Here is a 24,587-nt window from a genome sequence, read left to right as displayed (position 1 = left end):
ATCTTTTTATTACTTTTATAGGGCTATTATTAACCTTAACTAACAAATATGAAAAAATTAGGATCAGTCATTTTCGGATTTATTATTGGAGCAATTTTAACTTATTATTTTTGCCCACGACCCTTAGGCGATAAGCCTACAAAGGGGTCGGAATATGTGATACCAAAAGATACCATCTCGGTAGCAGAAGCTAAAGTATTTAGTGCTAATTGGGAAAAAAATAACGAAACAGAAATAGATTCTACTATTGAATTGGAAGGCCCAAGAAAGAAAATGCGTTCGGTATGGTGGTCTTTAAAGGAAGTAAACCAGTATTTAGCATATGCTAAAGCAAAATCGGATACATTAGGATATAAAATGACCGGTGTTCGAATCTACCTAGGAAACTATGGTGATAGAAAAAAAGGACCAAAAAAGAATAGAAACACGATGTTTATTGTACCTACAGGGCCAAAATCTACATCAAAAGCTAGCAGTGTTAACATGTTTTTTCCACCTACCGATCCAGATATACCTGCGCCGCCTTTAAATAATGGTAATGGTGGTGATGGTCCTTATCCTAAATAAAAACTGTGAACGATTTTTTATTAGAATATAAATCTCTAATTACATCTAGTATTGAAGTTTTGGCAGCTGTAACAGGTTTATTACTTTATAAAAAGTATAAATTTACAGTTGCCAAATATTTTATATGGTTTTTAATCTATTTATCTATTTGTGATTTTATAGCTAGTTATGTTAATTATATTAATGATGATGGGCTGTTTAGTTTCCTAGCGGGTACCGTATTTAAACGAAATTTTTGGTGGTCAACATTATTTTGGAAACTTGGGGCTATTCTATTTTTTTCATTTTATTACCATAAAATTTTAATTAGTAAAGTTTTTAAAACTATTTTAAAGCTTTTTGGTTATAGTTTTTTGTTCTTTTCTGTAATTTATATAGTTGCACATTGGGAAGATTATTTCGTACGTTTTTTTCCTGTAATTGATGTTTTTGGTGCGATAATAATTTTTTTATGTATAGGTTTTTATTTTATTGAAGTATTGCAAAGTGAAAAAATATTAACTTTTTATAAATCATTAAATTTTTATATCAGTGCAGCTATTTTTGTTTGGTGGCTTATTATTACACCTTTGGTGTTTTATGATATTTATAACTCGAATAGTGATTGGGATTTTATTTTCTTAAAATGGCAAATCTATTTGTTTGCTAATATAGTTATGTATTCCACATTTACTTTCGCATTAATTTGGTGCAAACCAGAATTAACAAAAAATGAACTTACTTAATGATTGATTTTTTAACGCGTAATTTTAATTTTATTTCTTACGCGTTGGAGTTTCTTGCAGCATTTGTAGGTTTGCTATGTTTTAAAAAGTATCGAAATACGTCCACACGATATTTTATTTATTTTTTGGTTTACATTTTTTTTGTTGAAGTTATTGGAGCCATGTTAGTTTACGCTCCATTTTTTTTACCCATTCAACTATTAAGAAAAGCGGGTGTTCGTGTTAATAATTGGTATAATGTGTTATGGCTTTTTGGAAGTATTGTATGTGTAGTTTTCTATTTTCATGCTATTATAAATCGAAAAAAACTTAAGCTTGTAATACGGGTTGTAGGTGTTTTGTTTATAGCAGTTATGCTATCTCATTTCGTATTTTATTATGATGTGTTTTTAAACTCCCGATCTACGTTTTATCAAATAGCTGGTCTTATAACCACAGTTGTTTGTATTACTACATATTTTATTGAATTAACAAATAGTAATGCCATTTTAAATATGTTTAAAATGTTTAGCTTTTACGCGAGTGTTGGTTTATTTTTATGGTGGTTAATAATAACGCCCGTCATATTTTTTGATATTTATAATACAGAATACGATCGGGATTTTGTTAATTTAAAAAGACTCATTTTTTTATTTGCCAATATATTTATGTATTCTTGTTTTATACTAGGTTTAATAATTTCAAAACCAAATAATGCTTAATTTGTTTCAGCTTTTATTTTTTATGCAATCGTCAGTATCTACAGCCTCAGAACGCTATTTACTAGTGTATATGATAATGGTATTAATTATTATTACATCATTAGTAATTGTGTTTTTTGTAGTATTTCAGAAGCGAAAAAATAAATTGCTTCAAGATAAAATTAAGCAACAACAGGCTTTTGAGGCCGAAATAATTCAGGCTCAAACCGAAGCACAAGAGCAAACTTTAAAAAATATTGGTTGGGAATTACATGATAATGTGGGCCAATTATTATCATTTGCAAGTATGCAATTGAGTATTTTAAAAATGCAAGTGGCTGATGATGTTAAAGATAAGTTTAAAGATACTACCGAAGCCCTTAGCAATGGCTTAAAGGAAGTTAGAGCGCTATCCAAAACACTTAATAACGATGTTATTTTAAATATAGGCTTCGAAAAATCTATCACCAACGAATTGGATAGAATGAAGAAGATGAAGTTTACATCGGCAGAGCTAAAGATTATTGGCGATAAAGTTCCTTTTTTAGACAGAAAACATGAAATTATTGTGTTTAGAATACTTCAAGAGTTTTTGTCGAATTCGGTAAAATATTCTGGAGCAAAAAATATAGGGATAACCTTAAATTATAAACCAGAACGCATTATTATTACTGCAACCGACGATGGTAAAGGTTTTGATATTAAAGATATTGAGCAAGGTTCTGGTTTAATTAATATGAAAAGTAGAGCGGCATTAATTCATGCAGATTTCGAATTGAACTCGCAGCCAAATAGTGGTGTTCAATTGGTACTTAACTATCCTTTAAATTAATTACCTGCTTACTATCCTAAATACTTAAAAACGGTTTTTAGTAAACCAACTTTTTTATTGTAAGGCGCATATCTAAACGAAGGATCAATCCAATTACCGCGTTTTACAATTGGTTTTGTATTAGAAAAAGCATCAAAACCATGTTTGCCATGGTATTCCCCAATACCACTAGCACCAACACCTCCAAAAGGCAACCTGTGGTTTCCAAAATGGATTAGTAAATCGTTAACAACACCACCACCAAAACTAAATTTATTAATCGTTTCATTTATAAACGATGATTTGTTGGAAAATACGTAAAGCGATAATGGCTTATCTAAATGCCATATAATTTTTTCAATATCAGACGCCGTATCATACACTAATATTGGTAAAATAGGACCAAATATTTCTTCTTGCATTATAGGGCTTTCTATATTAGGCTCATCAATTAAAGTAGGCGCGATGTAACAAGTTGTTTCATCTATTTCACCACCATGCACTATGGTAGTGTCTTTAATTAATTCAGCTAATCTTTTGGTGTTTTTAGTATTTACAATTCTAGGGAAGTCTGCAGAATTTTTAGGGTTATCGCTGTATCTATTAATTATTTCAGCTTTTAAGGCCTTGATAAGATCTTGTTTAATATTAGATTTTACAATAACATAATCTGGTGCAATACAAGTTTGACCTCCATTTAAAAGTTTGCCCCATACCAAGCGGGTTGCTACTAGTTTTATATCAACCGAATCGTCAATAATACAAGGCGATTTACCACCAAGCTCTAAAATAGTAGGTGTTAAGTGTTTTGCTGCCGCTTTTGCAACAATTTTACCAACCGTTGTGCTGCCAGTAAAAAATATAAAATCCCACTTTTGGGCTAATAACTCGGTAGATGTTTCTACACCACCTTCAATGGAAATAGCTACGTCTTCTGGAAAAACATGTTCAATTATCGAGGTGATTATTTTTGATGTATTTACAGTAAGTTCGCTTGGTTTTAATACCACCGTGTTACCTGCCGCAATAGCCATTATTAAAGGTTCCATAGCTAACAGAAATGGGTAGTTCCATGGTGCAATTATTAACACTGTTCCGTAAGGTTCTTTATAGATGTAATCTTTAGAAGGAAAGGTTAATAGCGACGCTTTTATACGTTTAGGTTTTGCCCATTTTTTTAGGTTTTTAATAGCTAAGTTGAGTTCGGACAGGACAATGCCTATTTCGCTAAGGTAAGCTTCAAATTGCGATTTTTTAAAATCTTTATGTAAGGCATCTAATATAGCTTGCTCTTTGTTTAAAATTTCTTTTTTCAAGGCTTTTAATAAGGATAGCCGATAGTCGATATCTTTAGTTTTTTGCGATTTAAAAAAAGAGTGTTGTACCGAAATAAGTTCTGAAATTGATTTCAAAGTTTTCTTTTAAAGGTATGAAAAAATAAAGTAAGCAAAGTTGTTTTAATTACAAACAAGCATTCCAAACGGCATCCTCTGGTAAAGGCGCATCAATAGAAATAGGTTCGTTTTTTACAGGGTGTATAAACTCGATATGTCTGGCGTGTAAACTAATACTTGCATCTTTGTTGCTTCTATCGAATCCGTATTTTAAATCCCCTTTTATTGGGCAACCTATATTGGATAGCTGTACGCGTATTTGGTGATGTCTGCCGGTTTCAAGGTTCACTTCTAACAGAAAGTAATTATCTAATTTTTTAATTACTTTATAATGAAGAATAGCCTTTTTACTATCCGGAACTTCTTTTGTATGAGCTTTAGATTTATTGTTTTTAGGATTCTTTTTTAGCCAATTAACAAGCGTGTCCTCTTGCTTTGGCGGTTCGTTTTTTACAAGTGCCCAATAGGTTTTGCCAATATCTTTTGAAACAAATAATTTATTTAATCTAGGTAAAGCTTTACTGGTTTTTGCAAAAATAACAAGTCCTGTTGTGGGTCTATCTAGCCTGTGTACGGTTCCTAAATAGACGTTTCCTGGTTTGTTGTACTTGTCTTTAATATATTCTTTTACAACATCGCTTAGTGGTTTATCGCCAGTTTTATCCCCTTGCACAATATCGCCCGCTCGTTTATTTACCACGATTATATGGTTGTCTTCAAATAAGACTTGGAGATTGGATTTGTTTGAAAGAATTTTGTTTGACACGAATTTCACGAATTTGCACGAATACTTCTCTTATACCTTTTAAGCTTACGAGTGAGACTGATTACTTAGACTGCGCCTGAAAACTTAATACTTCTCATTTTCATTAGGGAAATCGGTACTTTTCACGTCATCTACATATTGCGAAATAGCAGTGGTCATTTCATCATACAAACTTAGATATCTGCGTAAAAAACGCGGATTAAATTCGTGTGTCATACCTAACATATCGTGTAATACAAGTACTTGCCCGTCTACATCTGGTCCTGCACCAATACCAATAATAGGAATACTAACACTTTCGGCCACTTGTTTAGCAAGTTTAGCTGGTATTTTTTCTAAAACAATGGCAAAACAACCAATTCTTTCTAGCATTTTAGCATCTTCAATAAGTCTTAGAGCTTCTTCCTCTTCTTTGGCACGAACGGTATAAGTACCAAATTTATAGATAGATTGTGGTGTTAAACCTAAATGGCCCATTACCGGGATTCCAGCATTTAAAATACGTTTTATAGATTCTTTAATTTCTTTACCACCTTCTAGTTTTACGGAATGCGCACCACTTTCTTTCATGATTCTAATGGCCGAACGTAAGGCTTCTTTAGGGTCGCTTTGGTAGCTTCCAAAAGGTAAATCTACAACAACCAAACAACGGTCTATAGCACGAATTACAGAAGAGGCATGATAAATCATTTGGTCCAATGTAATAGGTAATGTAGTTTCGTGTCCAGCCATAACATTACTAGCCGAATCGCCTACAAGAATAACATCAATACCCGCACCATCAACTATTTTGGCCATGGTATAATCGTAAGCCGTTAGCATAGATATTTTTTCGCCATTGGCTTTCATATCTACTAATGTTTTAACGGTAATGCGTTTGTATTCTTTTTTTGCTACAGACATGTATTTTAAATTTAGTTCGTCTGTAAAAATACTAAATAAAGAAGATACTTTTATAGTTTTCTTTTAGGTGAATTTTGAGAGTTGATTATCAGTTGGTTTGGTTAAGAATTTCAGGATACCGATATTTCAAAACATAATTCTTGTAATGTTGATTTAGATAAAAAGAGAGCATAAAATAGAGAAAAGAAAAGGCGGACTTGAACGTGAAATTTTTAGTGTACATGAAAACTGAGACTGCGTCTGTAAACTGAATTCTAGCAATCTGTTAAATAAACACCAACAGCTAAACCACCTTCGCTAGTTTCCTTATATTTAGAGTGCATATCTTTTGCGGTTTCCCACATGGTATTTACCACCTTATCTAAAGGTACTTTTACGTTTTCGGGATTGGTATCCAAGGCTAATTCTGCAGCGTTTATAGCTTTAATGGCACCCATGGCATTACGTTCAATACATGGTATTTGTACTAAGCCTCCAATAGGATCGCAGGTTAGGCCTAAATGATGTTCCATGGCTATTTCTGCTGCAATTAAAACTTGTTCTGGTGTGCCTCCAAGTAATTCGGTTAAGGCACCGGCTGCCATGGCAGACGACACTCCAATTTCTGCTTGACAACCACCCATTGCTGCACTTATTGTGGCGCCTTTTTTAAAGATACTTCCTATTTCGCCGGCAACTAACAAAAATCGTTTAATATCCTCGAAATCTCCGTCGTGGTTTTCTATAACCAAATAATACATTAAAACCGCGGGAATCACACCAGCACTTCCGTTTGTAGGCGCTGTTACCACGCGACCTAATGATGCATTAACCTCGTTTACGGCTAGGGCAAAGCAACTTACCCATTTAAGGATTTGGCGAAATTTAACTTCGGTATCTCGAATGCTATAAATCCACTCTACGGGCGTAGTGTATGGCGATTTACCAACTAAGGTTTTATGAATATCGAAGGCACGTCGTCTTACATTTAAACCCCCAGGCAGACTGCCTTCGGTATGGCAACCTGTGTACATAGAATCTAGCATAACATTCCAAATGCGTTTTAACTCTGCGTCAATTTCGGTTTCTTCTCGAATGGATTTTTCATTTTCTAAAACAACTTGCGATACGGGTTTGTTTAGTGTTTTACAAAATTGAAGTAGCTCGGTACCTTTATCTATAGGATAGGGGAAAGCGCATTTTATTTCGAAATTACGTTTTGAGTTTTTTCGTTCTTCTTTTACAACAAATCCGCCACCAATAGAGTAGAAGGTTGATGCTGTTTTTTTACCCTGACATACGGCTGTAAATTTTAATCCGTTGGCATGGAAAGGTAAAAACTTTTTATTGAAAACAATATCTGTTTTTGGGTTAAACTCAATTAAGTGTTCATTATTAAAAGCTAAGGTGTTTGTGTCTTTTACTTTAGAAATAATATCGCTAATGGTTTCGGTAGGAATGGTTTCTGGGTTTGCGCCATATAAACCTAGTATAACAGCATAATCTGTGGCATGTCCTTTTCCGGTTAACGATAGTGAGCCATATAAATGGACCGTAATGCTTTGCACAGCATCGAACTTATTGGCGTCTTTAAGTTCTTTTATCCAGCGTTCGGCAGCTCGCCAAGGTCCAAGTGTATGTGAACTTGAAGGGCCAACGCCTATTTTTAGCATGTCGAAAACCGATATACACTCCATAATTACGCAAACGTTATAGTATAGCAAATATAGAGAGATTGCCTTTAAGGTATTATGTTTTTTTGATACGAATTTTATGAATTTTTACTACCAGATTGTTGTTATGGTTGTTACGCGGAGGTTCCGGGAGGTTTTTATCTCGTGGAGGTGTAAAGTTGCGGGGGGAAAGAGAGAAGAGAGAATATGTTTGAAAAACAGGAACTAAAGAAATAAAGGAGATGTACCAATACATTAATATTCGAGGAGATCTACTACATGGATTTTGATAGATTTGTTTTTAAGAGTTATAGTAAACCTGAAAACTGCGACAGTAACTGAAAACAATAATTACTTTAAAACAAACTTTTGCGGATATACTATAATCTAAATCTTTAGGTATTAAATTGGCGGACATGCCCGCGCAAGGGATAGTAGAGGAAAGCCCACAGCCCGACGAAGGAGGTGCGAGGACTTGTAACGGATAGCCCGACCCTTGTGGTTGCGCCCAAATAAAATAAAATTGACCGAAGACTGATGACCTAAGACTGAAGTTTTGGTGCGCATGAGTGAGACTGTAAACTTAGACTATGGCTGAAAATTAAAAATATGACACTATGTCATAAATTTTCAGTTGGCATAATGATTGACTTATACAACCTGAATTTAAAAATGAATACAAGGTTTCTGTGAAGACGGAAATTTATAAACAATAAATAAAAAATTATTATGAGTAAAATTATTGGAATCGATTTAGGAACAACCAACTCTTGCGTTTCTGTAATGGAAGGTAACGAGCCAGTAGTTATTCCTAATGCAGAAGGAAAAAGAACCACACCATCTGTTATCGCTTTTGTTGAAGGCGGTGAAATTAAAGTTGGTGATCCAGCAAAAAGACAAGCGGTAACTAACCCTACAAAAACGGTTTATTCTATTAAACGTTTTATGGGTAACAAATATTCTGAGTCTAAAAACGAAGCAGAACGTGTACCATATAAAGTGGTAAAAGGTGATAATGATACACCTCGTGTAGATATTGATGGTCGTTTATATACACCACAAGAATTAAGTGCTATGATTCTTCAGAAAATGAAGAAAACGGCCGAAGATTATTTAGGAACAGATGTTTCTAGAGCTGTAATTACAGTACCTGCTTACTTTAACGATAGCCAACGTCAAGCTACTAAAGAAGCTGGTGAGATTGCTGGTTTAAAAGTAGAGCGTATTATTAACGAGCCTACTGCTGCTGCTTTAGCATACGGTATGGACAAAAAAGGAACTGACCAAAAAATAGTAGTATTTGATTTTGGTGGAGGAACGCATGATGTATCTATCCTTGAATTAGGTGATGGTGTATTTGAAGTACTTTCTACTGATGGTGATACGCATTTAGGTGGTGATGATGTTGATGAGAAAATTATTAACTGGTTAGCCGATGAGTTTCAAGCTGAAGAAAATATGGACTTACGTAAAGACCCAATGTCTTTACAACGTTTAAAGGAAGCTGCTGAAAAAGCGAAGATTGAGTTATCCTCTTCTGCGCAAACAGAAATTAACTTACCTTATATTACAGCTACAGCAAGCGGACCAAAGCACTTAGTACGCACATTAACACGTAGTAAATTTGAGCAGTTAATTGACGATTTAGTAAAACGAACTATCGAGCCTTGTCAATCTGCATTAAAAGCAGCAGGTTTATCTAAATCTGATATCGACGAAGTTATTTTAGTAGGTGGTTCTACACGTATTCCTGCAGTACAAGCAGCAGTAGAGAAATTCTTTGGAAAAGCACCAAGTAAAGGTGTTAATCCTGATGAAGTTGTATCTCTAGGAGCTGGTATTCAAGGTGGTGTATTAACAGGAGATGTTAAAGATGTATTACTTTTAGATGTAACACCTTTATCTCTTGGTATTGAAACTATGGGTAACGTATTTACTAAGCTTATTGAGGCTAATACTACGATTCCTACTAAAAAATCGCAAGTATTCTCTACAGCAGCAGATAATCAACCATCTGTAGAAATTCACGTATTGCAAGGTGAAAGAGCAATGGCTGCCGATAATAAAACAATTGGACGTTTTCACTTAAGTGATATTCCACCAGCAAGAAGAGGGACTCCACAAATTGAAGTAACTTTTGATATTGATGCTAATGGTATTATTAAAGTATCGGCTGAAGATAAAGCAACTGGTAAGAAACAAGATATCCGTATCGAGGCTTCTTCTGGATTAAGCGAAGAGGAAATCGAGAAAATGAAAGCAGATGCTGAAGCAAATGCTGAAGCAGATAAAGCTGCAGCAGAAAATGCTCAGAAATTAAACGAGGCAGATTCTATGATTTTCCAAACGGAAAAACAATTAGAAGAGTTTGGTGATAAATTATCGGAAGATAAAAAACAACCTATCGTTGATGCTTTGGCAGAGTTAAAAACAGCTTATGAGTCTAAAGACTTAGCTGTAATTACTCCAGCTTTAGATAAAATTAACGAAGCATGGAAAGTAGCTTCTGAAGAAATGTACAAAGCACAAGCGGAAGCGCAAGGTGGTGCTCAACCAGGACCAGATGCAGGGGCAGATGCCGGAGCTGAAGGAAGTGATGTTGAAGACGTAGACTTCGAAGAAGTTAAGTAGCCTGTGCTGAGCGAAGTCGAAGTTTAGACTTCGAAGAAGTAAAGTAAGCAGTGAACCATTCTCGAGTTTTTATCGAGATTGAGTGAATCGCTTATTCCGAACTTGTTTTCGGAATCTTTAAAATAATAAAGCTTGAAGTTGTAAGACTGAAGCTAGAAGTTTAAAAAACGCAATCCATTAATTTGGTTGCGTTTTTTTATGGCGTTACCCAAGGGTCGGGCTTTTGGCAGTCGCTTTTTTGTGTTGCATATCTGCCTGTTGGCAGACAGGAGTGCAACAACACAAAGAGAGCTTCAACAAATGCCTCAATCCCTAACGCAATGATTTATTTAGGTTTGGTTTTATTCTTCGGTAGGTTTTCCGTATTTATTTTTGCTATCTTCTCCAGGAAGAGCAGAAAGAATAATATTTACAAAGGGAATAAGAAATAAAAAACCACTTTTACCTGTATCTTGAATTCTTCTAAATCCTAAAGAAATTAAAGGTATAATATATAAATAACGATAATATATGTCAATTTTATCAATACCGTGATATTTTTTTGTTAGCACTAGAATAAGTGATATTAAAAAATTTATTAAAATAAAAAACCAGAATTCTTTCAGACTAGAACGACCTTTAAATTTAAAAACCTTAATAAAAGGTTTTAATAAGTAATTATACATTATTTTTCAATTTTAACAATTATATACTCTACAAGCCCCAAAAAAAATCTACTATACACTTAAACCCTGCGTATTTGCAAAGTCTTTTAATAAAATAATAATATCCCAAATTAATGAAGAACTGAGTTGTTTTTTAACTCAGTTCTTTGTTATGATACGTTATGTTCTTAAAAGTGAAAAAATAACCTATTCTTATTGCTTGAATACTACATAAAAGTATGAAACCAGATTTTTTAATCCCTTTTTTTGAGGGAATATTATTTGGAGAAACTAACACATATACCTCATTGTTTTCTTGTAAGGCATCAATACTTGCTTTTTGTAACATGTAAGGATAAATTGAGTTACCTCTAAACGATTCATAAGTATAGCAATCACCAATAACGGGATAATTATATTTATTTATACATTTCATAAGATGTATTTTTTTATAAGTATTACTTTTATATGCCAACTTATCATTGATGAATAATTGATGATTAATGATTTTATTGTTTTTGTTTATGAATATTTTAGAATTTTCCCCTTTATATTTTAATTCAGGTAGATCTGTGTTTTTATCAATAAAAAATACTAATTGATTTATTTTTTTAGGAAATATTTTCTTTAAAATTTTCATTTAAAAAATTTAATAATTTTTGAAATTGTTTTTTTGTGTTTTTTTAAATAGGGTATTGTTTTTTCATAAATATAAAATTTTTCTTTATTTAAAACCCAGTACAATGGTTCATTGAATTTTACATGATTACCTCCAAATCCTTCTTTGAATTTAGTGACACCTTTACTTCCTCCAACAGAAATATCATAGAAATTATACTTTTTTTTAATTGATAACTTTATCATTTCATAATGTAGAAAGTGACCTGTTTTTAAATCTTCCTTTTCACGTATGGTTCCCCCAGATATATAAGTTAAACGTTTACCTGTTTGTATAACAATTAAAGCTCCTTTAATGACTTCATTTTTTAAGCAAACAGGAATTAAACATATATCATCATTAACCATTTCTATAAGAGTGTCTTTAAAATCCTCCCATGACCTTAAAGGGTAACCTTGAGTTTTAGCATTTAATTCGATAATTCGATATGCATTTTTTATCTCATTAATGGTTTTGGCATATTTTATAATTAGTTCATTTTTATATGCTCTCTTAATATTCCTGCGAGTATTTTTGTTAAATGTTTTTAGAATATCTTCCTCAATATTATTGTTGGTATTATCAATTTTAACTTCTCTAAAACCATTTACTATTGCCACAGATTTAATAATATTACCTCTATTACTGGTGGCTAAGCACTTTTTTAGCTTTATGTCTAAACAGTGAGGTTCAATATTTTTGTTTTTAAATTTGAGTATAGGAATCATTATTTGGCAGCAAGTTGCATTTATTGCTATTGCTCTATTTTTAAAATGCTCAATTAATTCTTCAACCAAAAAAGTATAATCTTTTTTTACTATTGGACCACAGGAACACGAACATAGTTTAAGAAAAGAAAACTTTGAAATAACAACACCGAGCCCACCAATAATTTTGTTTTCTTCATTTCTTACAATTAGTAAGTCGTAATCGAATCCATAACTTTTATAGGATTTTAGCCAATGACTTATTTGAGAATAATGGCCCTGTGGTGTAGAAACCAAAAATTGATTCCATTCTTTAAAATCACTTTCTTTTTTTGTCCATGTAAATTTATACATATTTTATATATCGTGTAGGTATTGTAGTAGCCTTAACTTTTATTTCATCTTCAATTGTGTGATATTCCAATTTGGATGTTTCAGTTGTAAAATTAATCAATTCACTAATTGTTGGATTCCATATTTTATTTTTTTGTAGTTTCTCTTTCAATAGAGCAAAATTTTCTTCATTTATTTTTGATATTGTATCTCCGTGAAACAATTTACCTTTTTGTGTTGTTAGAGGTGATGAAAAATAGCAATGTGCTATAATTGCACCAGATTCTTCAATGAGTAATTCAATGTTTTTTTTTGAAAATGTTTTTTCAAAATTTGTAACCTCTACAGTTTGGAAAAAGTTAAAAGTGATACCCTTTATTTTGTGTTGAAAAATAAAGGGGGTGTATTTAGAATATTTAAATACTTTATTTCTTTTTTTCTTAATTAAGATGGTCGAAATACAGTAGAATAAACATTTATAAACTGTGGTTAAAAATAGAGGAACTAGTTTTATTTCTTTTCCCAACAAAATTTTTTTGAAATGACTAGCTGAAAGTTTGTATTTTAAAAGCAATTCTTCAGTACTATTAAAAAAAAGTAAAGTCCTGAAAATGAAGATAGGCCTAAAAATATGATTTTTAATTAATCTTTTGGGAGTAAAACTATACGGATTTAATTGATTTATAATTCCTTTTTGAGAAGTTCCAGAGTCTAAATATGTCCACAAATTTTTTATTCCTTTTTCAGAGATGATTTTAGTCCATTCTTTTTCACCTAGTTCAGAATGGTTTTTTAAAGTATAATTGTAAGGTTGATAACCGTGATCAACATAAGTAGAGACAAGAAATTCTTTAGGGGGATTAAAATTAACGAATTCATTTATTGCCGTTTTATTTTTTCGAATAGATTGAGTCAATGCGTGGTAAAATAATTCATGTCCACTTTTATCAAATTTTAATAATAATGATTTATCATTTTCATAGGAACTATTATTCTCTCTTTTTGAAAAATGATTTAGGAAAAAGCCTTTAGAAACTTTTACATTATTCTGGCTAAAAAAAGTTAATTGTTTTTCTAGACTTTCATTTGTATCAAAGTCGCAATGATCTGTGAAGCATATAATTGGTGTAAAAGGAATTTTTGAGCGACTGAATTCTGGAACAGGTTTTTTAGAGAATAATAATTTTAATTTATAGTTTTCTAATTTAAAATAATCTACAAAGTTTCTGTAGTTGCCTTTTCCATAGCTAAATATCGGATGTAATTCTGAGGATTTCAATATCCATAAAATTTGATTTGGGTTTTGAATCTCCCAAGCGCCAATATTTTTTGAACTAAGCATATAAGTGTAATCTTCAAAAACTATTATTTTTGGACAGTGTTGATTTAAAATATGATTTTTTTTTCTATTTATTTTTTTCCATTTATATTCATGGGATCTGTATGCAATTATCTTTTTTGTAAACTTAATTTCAAAAGAAATATCCTTAACTTCAATATCATTAATTACTTTAAGTGAAATTGTGTTTTCAAAAACATTTTGATTCTCAAATAAGATGTTGTAGTTTTTTTTTAAATCTTTATTTTTTAAATATATTCCTTCTATCATTTTAATGTATTGCAATGTTCTTTCGGATATTAAATCGTTTTAATACTTCATACCCAACGTTAAACGAAGTTAGTCGTTTTTTTATACAAAGACAAGCTATGTATAAGTTTATAATACTTCACAGATATCCATTCAAAACATTTATTTTTACCAGAAATAAAAAACATGTCTTTTTCATCAAAAATAAAATCTAAATATACCCCAAAACGATTGGCTGTAAAGTTAAACTCTAAAGGCGAACAGTTTGTTGTGCAAGGACATCCATGGGTGTTTTCTAATAATATTACAAAAATAAATGACGATGCAAAATCTGGAGATTTAGCCATCATTTTTAGTAAAAATAAAAACAGAGTAGTTGGTTTAGGGTTATACGATGCCAATTCACCCATTCGCATTAAAATGTTGCATAGTAGCTATGAAAAAGCAGAAATTAATGCAGTATTCTTTCAAAATAAAATAAAAGAAGCATATTCAAAAAGACAACCTTTATTAAAAACTAATACCAATAGTTACCGTTTGCTTTTTGGAGAAAATGATGGCTTCCCAGGGCTTATTGCCGATGTTTATGCCAATGTTTTGGTAGTAAAAATTTATTCGGAAATATGGTTGCCTTATCTAGAAAGCATTATTCCTAGTTTACAGCAAACAGCCCAAGCCGAAACTGTTGTAGTGCGTTTAAGTAGAAGTTTAGAGCAATCTAAAGCACATAAACTTGAAAATGGCGAAGTGGTTTATGGTATTTTAGAAAATGAAGTTGTAGAATTTGTAGAACATGGTGTTAACTTTTCGGCAAACGTTATAAAAGGACATAAAACTGGTTATTTTTTAGATCATCGTGCCAATAGAAAACAAGTAGGCGAGTGGAGCAAGGGTAAAACCGTTTTAGATGTTTTTAGTTACGCTGGCGGATTTTCGGTACACGCTTTAGCCAATGGAGCCAAACAAGTTACAAGTTTAGATATTAGCAAGCAAGCTCTAGAAATAGCCATAGAAAATGGTAAACTTAATAGCTATTCCGGAACACATAAAACTATTGCTGGCGACGCTTTCGCGGAATTGAAGCAACTTATAAAAAATAACGTGACTTTTGATGTGGTGGTTATAGATCCGCCAAGTTTTGCAAAACAAGCTTCGGAAATTGATTTAGCTAAAAAGAAATATGCCCAACTAGCAGAATTAGGCGAACAATTAACAGCTAAAAATGGCTTGTTGGTTTTAGCATCCTGTTCATCACGAGTTTTAGCCGATCAATTTTTTGAAATTAACCATAGAACTTTATCAGCTACAAAAAGATCTTATAAAGTGGTTTTAAAAACAGGTCATGATACCGATCATCCTATTGGCTTTCCAGAAGGCGCTTATTTAAAATGTGGGTATTATAGGTTTAAAGGGTAGTTTTTAAATGTTTATTTTGTTATGCATGCATAATAAAATAATGATTATATTTGTCGAAATAAGATGAAACCATGACAACTAAAATCACGCAACTTCTACAAATTAAATATCCAATTATTCAGGCACCAATGTTTTTGGTTTCTAACGTTTCTATGGTTAAAGAAGCTATGAATGGCGGTATAGCAGGTTGTATTCCTGCTTTAAATTACAGGACTTTAGATGAGTTGCGTATGGCTTTAAGAGAGTTAAAATCTTCAAAACCAGAAGGAGGTTCTTTTGGGTTTAATCTTATTGTAAATAAATCGAATGTAAAGTATAAAGGCCAGTTGGAAGTGATTTGTGAGGAAGGTTGCGATTTTATAATTACCTCACTAGGAAGTCCAGAAGAAACCATAAATCAAGCCCATAAAGCAGGGATTAAAGTTTTTTGCGATGTTACCGACTTACGTTTTGCTAAAAAAGTAGAAAGCTTAGGAGCCGATGCTATTATAGCAGTAAATAATCAAGCAGGAGGGCATCGTGGAAATATATCGCCAGAGGTTTTAATTAAAGATTTAAGTACAAATTGTAATATTCCAGTTATTTCTGCTGGTGGTGTAGGGTGTAAAGCCGATATGGATAAAATGCTAAGTTATGGTGCAGAAGGCGTATCTGTTGGAAGTCCGTTTATTGCATCTATTGAAGCAGGCGTAACAGACGAGTATAAACAAGCGTGTGTCGATTATGGCGCAGAAGATATTGTAATGACCGAGCGCATCTCTGGAACACCATGTACAGTAATAAATACAGATTATGTTCAAAAAATAGGTACTAAACAAACATGGCTTGAATCTGTTTTAAACAAGAACAAAAAACTTAAAAAGTGGGTTAAAATGATTCGCTTTTCAATAGGTATGAATGCGACTAAAAATGCAGCAACCAAAGCGACCTATAAAACCGTTTGGGTTGCAGGACCAAGTATAGAGCATACCGATAAAATTTTACCTACTAAAGCAATAATAGAGCGTTTGGTAAATTAATTGAATTATTTTTTTAGTAGTAAAGTCAAAACGTAGGATTAAATTTTAATATTTTAAAAACCCTTAAAAATAGTTGTTTTTATAGTGTCCCATTCTTCTGTTAAAATACTGTAACAACACGTACTACGTTTAAATCCATCGGGCATTAATACATCGTTCCTTAAAATACCTTCTAGAGTACCACCAATTTTTTCAACCGCCTTTCTAGATCTTATATTTCGTTCGTCAATAGTAAAGCCTACTTTATCAAATTTTAAGGTTTCAAAGGCATATTGCAGCATTAAAAACTTCATATTCATGTTTAATCCTGTACTTTGAAACTCTCGTCCAATCCAAGTCCAACCAATATATAAAACTTTATTATAGCTGTTTATATGGCCAAACCTAGTGCAGCCCGCATAGGTTTGTTTTTCTTTATCGAAAATAATAAACGGCATAGCTTTATTTGCTTCGGCTCTTTCTAAAGCTGTTTTTACATAAATTTCTAAATCTTTGGGTGTGTCAATTTTACTAGGGGAATATTGCACCAATTTATCTTGTTTGGCAATGTCTATTAAATGCGTGTAATTTTCTAAGCTTAAGGGGAGTAGTTTTACGCGGTTATTTTCTAAGATTGGTGTTTTCATTAATAGGTCTTTTTTATCATGCCATAAAGGGAATGAATCTCTTAAATTGAACTTAAATTTATCTATGATTGTTCTAGCATTTTGTACTTTTACAACTGCGAATAAAAATAAACTATTATATGCAATTATCTAAAAAAGATACGTTGGAGCGCGCTAAATTGGCGTGTAAAAACACTTTAATGGAAACATTACAAATTGAAATGATTGACTTTGGTGAGGACTTTCTAATTGCAAGAATGCCCGTTAACTCTAGAGTATATCAGCCAGATGGTGTTTTGCATGGCGGTGCTACAGCAGCTTTAGCAGAAAGTGTTGGTAGTTTTGCTTCTCATATTTTTATTGATACCGATAAGTTTTTTGTTCGCGGCATAGAAATTTCGGCAAATCATTTAAAAAGTGTAAAGGAGGGATTTGTTTATGCAAAAGCAACGTTTATTCACAAAGGCAGAACAACACAATTATTGGAAATTCGAGTAACCGACGACGCCGATAATTTAATTTCAATCTGTAAGCTTTCAACTATTGCTTTACCTAAAAAATAAGAATGATTTCAAACGATTTTTTTGAGCGTATTGAATCGCATTTTCAAAATAAATTACCATTTGTAAGCTACAGGAAACCTAACCAAGGTAAAGTTTCGGCACGATTACAAAAGGATTCTAGTTTACATTTTACTGCAGATTTTACAGAAGATGGTTTTGTGTTTTCGCCGTTTGATGATATAACAAAAACAGTGTTAATACCTAGTGCTTTATCCGAAATTATTTCAACGTCTTATGTCGTTCAAGAATCCGTTGAAGCTCCTAAATCGTTACCGGGCGCATCACGCGAAGCGGAGCATTTTCATATTAATGTGGTTAATAAAGGCGTAGAAGCCATTTTAAATTCAGATTTAAAGAAAGTGGTGTTATCGCGTCAAGAAACGGTAAAACTTGAAGAAGATAATCCGTTTCAGATTTTTAAACGGCTTTTAAATACCTATAAATCGGCATTTGTATATTGTTGGTATCACCCAAAAGTAGGACTGTGGTTAGGTGCAACGCCAGAAACGTTAATTAAAATTGAAGGCCAGCGGTTTTCAATAATGGCCTTAGCAGGCACGCAAGAGTATACCGGTAGTTTGGATGTAGTTTGGCAAAATAAAGAAAAACAAGAACAGCAATTTGTAACCGATTTTATAGTTGATAACCTTAAACCATCGGTGGAGGCTTTTAAAGTTTCGGAAGTCGAAACCGTAAAAGCCGGAAATTTAGTGCATTTAAAAACCATGATTATGGCGCAGTTAAAAGCCAATACGCCATTAAAACAAGTTATTGAAGCCTTGCACCCAACACCTGCGGTTTGTGGTTTGCCAAAGCAAATGGCAAAACAATTTATATTAGAAAACGAAAATTATAACCGCGAATTTTACACGGGTTTTTTAGGTGAGTTAAATTGCGAAACCATTATTGCACCAAGATCGAGTAAACGTAATATAGAAAATAGAGCTTATGCTGTAAAGCGCAAAAGCACCCAGTTGTATGTTAATTTACGCTGTATGCAGCTAAAAAATGAAGCGGCCATAATTTATGTTGGTGGTGGTGTAACCGAAAGCTCCAATGCAGTTAGCGAGTGGGCTGAAACGGTATCAAAATCGGTAGTTATTAAATCTGTTTTATAAATGGTAATTTAAAGGGCTATTTTGTATTTTTGTAGCACTCATCTTGACTTTTTTATTATACCCAGAAAAGAGTTAAAATATGTTTATATGAAACTGTTTTTTTAGGCAAAGCATCGCTAAGTATACTTAAATAGACGGCATATAAAATATAATGGCTTTTTTTTAGCAATGGAAAAAATTAAAATGAGTTCTTTTATAAAATTGCTACATGATTTACCCTAAAATTCCGCTTGCCCAAACCGTTATTCAACTTTGTAAAACTAAAGGTGTTAAGCACATTATTATTTCGCCAGGAAGTAGAAATGCACCGTTAACTATTGGTTTTACTAACGATCCCTTTTTTACATGTTATAGCATTGTTGATGAGCGCTGTGCAGCTTTTTTTGCACTAGGAATAGCACAACAACTAAAGGAACCTACAGCCGTAGTTTGTACTTCGGGTAGCGCCTTACTAAATTATTATCCGGCAGTTTCTGAGGCTTTTTACAGTAATATTCCGTTATTGGTTATTTCGGCAGACAGACCTAAACATTTAGTTGGTATTGGCGATGGGCAAACCATTAACCAGAAAAATGTTTTTGAAAACCATATTTTATACTCGGCTAATTTAAAGCTAGATTTAAAAGATGAAAAGCAGGTGCCAAGTCACGAAGAACTTCCTATTTTTAAAAACCTAGAAGATAAGTTTGAACGTTTATTGGGACTGCAAAAAGATATTCAAACCAATAATGAAGAAGAAATAAATACAGCCATAAATGTGGCGAACATAAAAAAAGGTCCCGTACATATTAATGTGCCTTTTGATGAGCCTTTATATGATATGGTTGAAACCTTGAGCGTTTCGCCAAAAGTAATTGAAGCTGCAGCTAAGGAAGAGGATGTAGAAGATTATGTTTTAAAATCTTGTTTTGAAGATTGGAATTCAGCATCAAAAAAAATGATTTTGGTAGGTGTAAACGGACCAAATGAAATAGAGAAGCAATGGCTAGACGAAATAGCCGAAGATGATAGTGTAATTGTTTTAACCGAAAGCACATCGAACTTACATCACCCAAGTTTTTTTCCTAGTATTGATAAGTTAATTGCGCCGCTTAACCCGGATGAAAAAAAGCAGTTACAACCAGATATTCTAGTAACTTTTGGAGGCTTAATTATCTCAAAAAAAATTAAACAGTTTTTGCGTCAATACCAGCCAAAACACCATTGGCATATTGATGATAAAATGGCTAACGATACGTTTTTTTGTTTAGAAACTCATATTAAAAAATCGCCAAACGACTTTTTTAAGTTGTTTTTACCACGAGTTACGCATTACGTAAAAAGTAATTATAAGGCCACATGGACGGCGGTAAAACAACATAGAAGTAAGAGACATAAAGCCTATATGGCAGAAATTCCGTTTTCGGATTTTAAGGTGTTTAATAGTGTTTTAAAATCGATTCCAGATGATTATATATTGCAATCTGGAAACAGCTCGACCATTAGATATACACAACTATTTAAAATACCTAAAAGTATTGAGGTGTATTGTAATAGAGGCACGAGTGGTATTGATGGAAGTACATCTACAGCTATTGGTTGTGCTGTTGCTAGCACGAAACCAACCGTTTTTATAACAGGCGATTTAAGTTTTTTTTACGATAGCAATGCGCTTTGGAATAATTACATACCTAAAAACCTTAGAATTATTGTTGTGAATAACAGGGGTGGCGGTATTTTTAGAATTTTACCTGGCCATAAAAACACCGAGAATTTTGATACCTATTTTGAAACCAACCATAATTTAACTGCCGAACATGTATGTAAAATGTATGGTTTAGATTATGAGGTAGCAACAGATGAAGCAACGCTTAAAACAAGCTTAGAATCGTTTTACAAGGAAAGTGAGCAACCTAAACTTTTAGAAATTTTTACGCCAAAGGCTATAAATGACGAAATACTGCTAAATTACTTCGAGTTTATTAGATAATAATGTGACCGTTAAATAATTATTGTGTCAAAAAATTAGTACCTTTAAAACGGATAACTATATCATTATTTTCTAACATATTTAAACTTTATTATTATGAGTAAAAGAGACGAGCTTATTGTAAAATATGCTGCCGATTTAAAAGACAAATGCGGTATTAACCCAGACATGGATTTATTAACTAAAGTAACTATTGGTTGTGGACCATCTATTTATAATAAGGATGCTGCAACGGTTTCGGGATCTGATGACTCTGAATTAGCTACTGTTAAAAATAATTTCTTAATTAAAAAATTAGGATTAAGTGATGGACCTAAGTTGGATGAAGCTATTGCATCTGTAATGGAAACTTATGGAAAATCTAACCGTAACAAATATAGAGCTGTGGTTTATTACATGCTTACTAAGCATTTTGGTAAAGAGTCTATTTACTAGTATCTAGTTTATAACATATTTAAAAACGCTACATTATTGTAGCGTTTTTTTTTGTTTTACATTTTATGAAACCCGAGTTAAGAACCTTAGTTGTTTGTACTTTGTTGCAGCCATGACATGCGCAAGGGATAGTAGTGGAAAGCCCACAGCCCGACGAAGGAGGTGCGAGGACTTGCAGCGAATAGCCCGACACCGACCAAAGGAGGTGATGCGCCCAAAAATTATTGAAATTAGTTGTATTATTAGTATAACTTGTATGCCTATTAATATCGTGCGAGATTTAAAATTTATTACCTTTGCGCCATGATAAAATTAGGGGAAATAAATACGCTTGAAATACTTCGTGAATCTGAACACGGAGTTTATTTAATTGATGATGAGGATAACCAAGTGTTATTGCCAAATCGATATGTACCTGAATCTTTTATGATTTGGGATAAGCTTGATGTATTTGTGTATTTGGATAATGAGCAGCGTCCTGTTGCCACTACCGATATGCCTTATATAAAAATTAACGAATTTGCTTTATTGCGTTGTAACCAAGTTACAGATTATGGTGCTTTTTTGGATTGGGGATTGGTAAAAGAGTTGTTTTGCCCGTTTAGTGAGCAGGCTTTTAAAATGAAGCAAGGTGGTTGGTATTTGGTATATTGTTATTTGGATGAAAAAACCGATAGATTAGTGGCATCTAGTAAAACAAACCGCTTTTTAGATAATAACGAGTTAACGATTAGTGAGTTTGAGGAGGTTGATTTAATTGTGTCGCATCCATCGGACATTGGTGTTAACGTTATTGTAAACAAAAAACATATTGGTTTAATTTATAAGGATAGTATTTTTAGAGATTTAAGTGTGGGCGATAAGCTTAAAGGCATCGTTAAAAAAATTAGACCAGGAAACAAACTTGATATTACTTTAGGCCAAGTAGGGTATAGAAATATTGAGCCTAACGCAGATCGTATTATGAAAGCGTTACAGGATGATAATGGCTTTTTAAATTTAACAGATAAATCGAGTCCGGAAGCTATTAAAGACGCTTTACAAATGAGTAAAAAGAACTTTAAAAAGGCTGTTGGAACGTTATATAAAAAGCGCTTAATAGAGATTAAAAGCGACGGTATTTATTTAGTAGAATAAAAGGAACTATTTTTAACTCTTTGGTAGATGGAATTTACGGCATCGAATAGACTGTCGTATTCTACCTTGTCGGCTTTACAGAAATCGTTTTCTATGGCAGCATTCATTTTTCCTGCTAAATCATGACCAACCACACCATAGGCATAAAGGTTTTTTGCCATTTTTTTTATTAAAGGTATATGAACTAGGTTTACAGAGTAAGAATTTATTCGGTTTGCCACTACGCCATAAGGCTTAGTTTCTTCAAAATAACTGTTTAGTTCATCTGTAATTTTGTGAGCATTAGTAATGTCTAAATGTATGCCTTCATTTATCTCAATAACGGCTATATGGTTAAAGAAATAAATATAGCCAACTTCGTTTTCGACGAACTTCTTAATTTGTTCAGAAAATTCAGATTGTATTAGCTTCATTTTAATTGCAAATATTTTCCTCGTTGCTCTAGGTGGATTAATAAAGGGTAATTAATTCTATATGTGACACATAAATACTTAGTTGGTCACATTATGTTTACATAATAAGGCCAAAAGCCTACTGTTTTTAGTTTGTTTATTTAAATATATAGTAACTGTTTATTAAAAATCTTACACTAAAGTATGTTTCGTATTTTAAAGGTTGCATTCTTTTTAATAACTAAAGGTTTTTAATGAAAACTAATTAATTATAACTGTTTGATTATTTGAGTTTTAAAATTAGTATTTACTGTGTTAGTTATGGTGTTTTTTAACCGAAGCTTGTCCTTGATTTAACTAAGCTTAAGCCTAGACCATATTTTAAAAATTATTTGCTATTAATAGCATTTCAAATTTAGTATTTTTACCACATGATAAATCAAGACACTATAGTAGCTCTAGCAACGCCATCTGGCGCTGGTGCTATTGCTGTAATAAGACTTTCTGGTAACGAGGCTATAGCACTAGCAGACGCCTGTTTTAAATCTGTTAAAACTAATAAGGCGTTAGCTTCACAAAAAACGCATACCATACATTTAGGTCATATTATGGATGGCGATAGAACTATTGATGAAGTATTGGTATCTGTTTTTAAAAATCCAAATTCTTACACGGGAGAAGATGTTGTGGAGGTTTCGTGTCATGGTTCTAATTACATCCAACAAGAAATTATTCAATTATTTGTTAGAAAAGGATGCCGAATGGCAACTGCTGGCGAGTTTACACTTCGAGCGTTTTTAAATGCTAAGTTAGATTTGAGTCAAGCTGAAGCTGTTGCCGATTTAATTTCTAGTGATAATGAAGCGTCGCATCAAATAGCTATGCAGCAAATGCGTGGTGGCTTTTCTAGTGAAATAGCTAAACTTAGAGAGGAACTTTTAAATTTTGCATCGTTAATAGAATTGGAGCTTGATTTTGCAGAGGAGGATGTGGAGTTTGCTGATAGAACGCAATTTAAGGAATTGGTAGAGCGTATTCGTTTTGTTTTAAAACGCTTAATAGATTCGTTTGCTGTGGGTAATGTGATTAAAAACGGTATTCCTGTGGCTATTGTTGGCGAACCAAATGTGGGGAAATCTACGCTTTTAAACGCCTTGCTAAATGAAGAACGCGCTATAGTATCGGACATTGCAGGAACAACTAGAGATACTATTGAAGATGAGTTGGTTGTAGAAGGTATCGGATTCCGGTTTATAGATACCGCAGGAATTCGTGAAACACAAGATGTTGTTGAAAGTATAGGGATAAAAAAAACATTTGAGAAAATTGAGCAGGCACAGGTTGTATTGTATCTTTTTGATGCGACCCAGTTTGTTGAAAACTCTAATTTATTTCAGGTTGAAATTGAAAAAATAAAAAATAAATATCCTTTAAAACCATTATTAATTGTTCCTAATAAAATTGATAAACTTTCAGAAAATGAGATTGGACAGTTAGAATTGTTTTTAGGCACTATAGAAGGTTCTAAATATATACTACTAGCTGCTAAAGATAACAGGGGCGTAGAGGAATTGAAAAGTCAGCTAATTAGTTTTGTAAATACTGGTGCATTAAGAAACAATGAAACGATTGTTACTAACACAAGGCACTACGATTCGTTATTGAAAGCTTTAGAAGAAATTCAAAAAGTACAAGAAGGTATAGATAGTAATCTATCAAGTGATTTAATGGCTATAGATATTCGTCAGGCTTTATATCATTTTGGAGAGATAACAGGTCAAGTAACTAATGATGAGTTGCTTGGTAATATTTTTGCTAACTTTTGTATTGGGAAGTAACAAAGGAAAACAAAAGAAGTTAATGTCAAATAAACT

The 24,587-nt window shown here is 32.7% G+C and carries 23 protein-coding genes; 13 read left to right on the top strand and 10 right to left on the bottom strand.

The window, feature by feature from the left end; translation table 11 throughout:
- Positions 1-48: 48 nt before the first annotated feature.
- From BMY96_RS14155 to BMY96_RS14140, 4 genes are read left to right on the top strand one after another with little or no spacing between them, the layout of a single operon-like run.
- A complete protein-coding gene (locus tag BMY96_RS14155; RefSeq protein WP_092853323.1) occupies positions 49-567 on the top strand; it encodes a hypothetical protein in 519 nt (172 codons plus the stop codon).
- 5 nt (positions 568-572) lie between these two features.
- Positions 573-1,292: a hypothetical protein gene (locus tag BMY96_RS14150; protein WP_092853321.1), complete on the top strand. Its 720-nt coding sequence runs from the start codon at positions 573-575 to the stop codon at positions 1,290-1,292.
- A complete protein-coding gene (locus tag BMY96_RS14145; protein ID WP_092853319.1) occupies positions 1,292-1,993 on the top strand; it encodes a hypothetical protein in 702 nt (233 codons plus the stop codon). The genes BMY96_RS14150 and BMY96_RS14145 overlap by 1 nt, the downstream gene beginning before the upstream one ends.
- Positions 1,994-2,015: 22 nt before the next feature.
- On the top strand, positions 2,016-2,804 hold the full coding sequence (locus BMY96_RS14140) for a sensor histidine kinase (protein ID WP_092853345.1): 789 nt from the start codon (positions 2,016-2,018) through the stop codon (positions 2,802-2,804).
- Between the two features lie 11 nt (positions 2,805-2,815).
- Here BMY96_RS14140 and BMY96_RS14135 read toward each other — a convergent pair whose 3' ends face one another.
- The 4 genes from BMY96_RS14135 to BMY96_RS14120 all read right to left on the bottom strand — a co-directional run bounded on the left by BMY96_RS14135 (position 2,816) and on the right by BMY96_RS14120 (position 7,522).
- Positions 2,816-4,195: an aldehyde dehydrogenase gene (locus tag BMY96_RS14135; RefSeq protein WP_092853317.1), complete on the bottom strand. Its 1,380-nt coding sequence runs from the start codon at positions 4,193-4,195 to the stop codon at positions 2,816-2,818.
- 49 nt (positions 4,196-4,244) lie between these two features.
- Positions 4,245-4,943: an RluA family pseudouridine synthase gene (locus BMY96_RS14130; protein WP_092853315.1), complete on the bottom strand. Its 699-nt coding sequence runs from the start codon at positions 4,941-4,943 to the stop codon at positions 4,245-4,247.
- Positions 4,944-5,027: 84 nt separating this feature from the next.
- Positions 5,028-5,846: a 3-methyl-2-oxobutanoate hydroxymethyltransferase gene (gene panB / locus BMY96_RS14125; protein WP_092853313.1), complete on the bottom strand. Its 819-nt coding sequence runs from the start codon at positions 5,844-5,846 to the stop codon at positions 5,028-5,030.
- A 254-nt stretch (positions 5,847-6,100) separates the two neighbouring features.
- On the bottom strand, positions 6,101-7,522 hold the full coding sequence (locus tag BMY96_RS14120; protein ID WP_092853311.1) for an L-serine ammonia-lyase: 1,422 nt from the start codon (positions 7,520-7,522) through the stop codon (positions 6,101-6,103).
- A 705-nt stretch (positions 7,523-8,227) separates the two neighbouring features.
- Here BMY96_RS14120 and dnaK point away from each other — a divergent pair.
- Positions 8,228-10,129 carry a molecular chaperone DnaK gene (dnaK, locus tag BMY96_RS14115; protein WP_092853309.1) on the top strand — a complete coding sequence of 634 codons (1,902 nt, stop codon included), beginning with the start codon at positions 8,228-8,230 and terminating at the stop codon, positions 10,127-10,129.
- 341 nt (positions 10,130-10,470) lie between these two features.
- On the opposite strand, the gene BMY96_RS14110 is transcribed toward dnaK, so the two are convergent.
- The 4 genes from BMY96_RS14110 to BMY96_RS14095 form a co-directional block, all read right to left on the bottom strand.
- Entirely contained in the window at positions 10,471-10,794 is a 324-nt protein-coding gene (locus BMY96_RS14110; protein ID WP_092853307.1) for a DUF805 domain-containing protein, read from the bottom strand.
- 133 nt (positions 10,795-10,927) lie between these two features.
- Positions 10,928-11,413 carry a hypothetical protein gene (locus BMY96_RS14105; protein ID WP_092853305.1) on the bottom strand — a complete coding sequence of 162 codons (486 nt, stop codon included), beginning with the start codon at positions 11,411-11,413 and terminating at the stop codon, positions 10,928-10,930.
- Positions 11,410-12,492, bottom strand: coding sequence for a lipid II:glycine glycyltransferase FemX (locus BMY96_RS14100; protein WP_092853303.1), 1,083 nt, complete (start codon positions 12,490-12,492; stop codon positions 11,410-11,412). Before BMY96_RS14100 ends, BMY96_RS14105 begins: the two co-directional genes overlap by 4 nt.
- Entirely contained in the window at positions 12,485-14,080 is a 1,596-nt protein-coding gene (locus BMY96_RS14095; protein ID WP_092853301.1) for a hypothetical protein, read from the bottom strand. Before BMY96_RS14095 ends, BMY96_RS14100 begins: the two co-directional genes overlap by 8 nt.
- A gap of 165 nt (positions 14,081-14,245) precedes the next feature.
- Between BMY96_RS14095 and BMY96_RS14090 the strand changes: the two genes are divergently transcribed.
- Positions 14,246-15,475 (top strand): class I SAM-dependent rRNA methyltransferase, encoded by a 1,230-nt coding sequence (locus BMY96_RS14090; protein ID WP_092853299.1) that lies wholly within the window; start codon positions 14,246-14,248, stop codon positions 15,473-15,475.
- 71 nt (positions 15,476-15,546) lie between these two features.
- On the top strand, positions 15,547-16,494 hold the full coding sequence (locus tag BMY96_RS14085) for an NAD(P)H-dependent flavin oxidoreductase (protein WP_092853297.1): 948 nt from the start codon (positions 15,547-15,549) through the stop codon (positions 16,492-16,494).
- Between the two features lie 53 nt (positions 16,495-16,547).
- On the opposite strand, the gene BMY96_RS14080 is transcribed toward BMY96_RS14085, so the two are convergent.
- Positions 16,548-17,120, bottom strand: coding sequence for a GNAT family N-acetyltransferase (locus BMY96_RS14080; protein ID WP_092853295.1), 573 nt, complete (start codon positions 17,118-17,120; stop codon positions 16,548-16,550).
- A 119-nt stretch (positions 17,121-17,239) separates the two neighbouring features.
- Here BMY96_RS14080 and BMY96_RS14075 point away from each other — a divergent pair, with 119 nt between their 5' ends.
- The 5 genes from BMY96_RS14075 (at position 17,240) to BMY96_RS14055 (ending at position 22,321) form a co-directional block, all read left to right on the top strand.
- Positions 17,240-17,662 (top strand): PaaI family thioesterase, encoded by a 423-nt coding sequence (locus tag BMY96_RS14075; RefSeq protein WP_092853293.1) that lies wholly within the window; start codon positions 17,240-17,242, stop codon positions 17,660-17,662.
- Positions 17,663-17,664: 2 nt separating this feature from the next.
- The gene (locus BMY96_RS14070) at positions 17,665-18,780 is read left to right on the top strand and encodes a chorismate-binding protein (protein ID WP_092853291.1); all 1,116 of its coding nucleotides are present in this window, start codon (positions 17,665-17,667) and stop codon (positions 18,778-18,780) included.
- 208 nt (positions 18,781-18,988) lie between these two features.
- The gene (gene menD / locus BMY96_RS14065) at positions 18,989-20,749 is read left to right on the top strand and encodes a 2-succinyl-5-enolpyruvyl-6-hydroxy-3-cyclohexene-1-carboxylic-acid synthase (protein WP_092853289.1); all 1,761 of its coding nucleotides are present in this window, start codon (positions 18,989-18,991) and stop codon (positions 20,747-20,749) included.
- A 96-nt stretch (positions 20,750-20,845) separates the two neighbouring features.
- Entirely contained in the window at positions 20,846-21,184 is a 339-nt protein-coding gene (locus BMY96_RS14060; protein ID WP_092853287.1) for a DUF2853 family protein, read from the top strand.
- A gap of 303 nt (positions 21,185-21,487) precedes the next feature.
- Positions 21,488-22,321 (top strand): CvfB family protein, encoded by an 834-nt coding sequence (locus BMY96_RS14055; RefSeq protein WP_092853285.1) that lies wholly within the window; start codon positions 21,488-21,490, stop codon positions 22,319-22,321.
- Here the strand turns inward: BMY96_RS14055 and BMY96_RS14050 are convergent.
- On the bottom strand, positions 22,306-22,734 hold the full coding sequence (locus tag BMY96_RS14050) for a hypothetical protein (protein WP_092853283.1): 429 nt from the start codon (positions 22,732-22,734) through the stop codon (positions 22,306-22,308). The two genes, BMY96_RS14055 and BMY96_RS14050, sit on opposite strands and share 16 nt — an antisense overlap.
- A gap of 410 nt (positions 22,735-23,144) precedes the next feature.
- Here BMY96_RS14050 and mnmE point away from each other — a divergent pair, with 410 nt between their 5' ends.
- Positions 23,145-24,551 (top strand): tRNA uridine-5-carboxymethylaminomethyl(34) synthesis GTPase MnmE, encoded by a 1,407-nt coding sequence (gene mnmE, locus BMY96_RS14045; RefSeq protein ID WP_092853281.1) that lies wholly within the window; start codon positions 23,145-23,147, stop codon positions 24,549-24,551.
- Positions 24,552-24,587: the final 36 nt, after the last annotated feature.

Origin of the sequence: Algibacter pectinivorans, from assembly GCF_900112595.1 — a bacterium.
In the GTDB taxonomy this organism is placed as follows: Bacteria; Bacteroidota; Bacteroidia; order Flavobacteriales; family Flavobacteriaceae; genus Algibacter_B; species Algibacter_B pectinivorans.
This window is presented reverse-complemented; position numbering and strand designations above follow the sequence as displayed.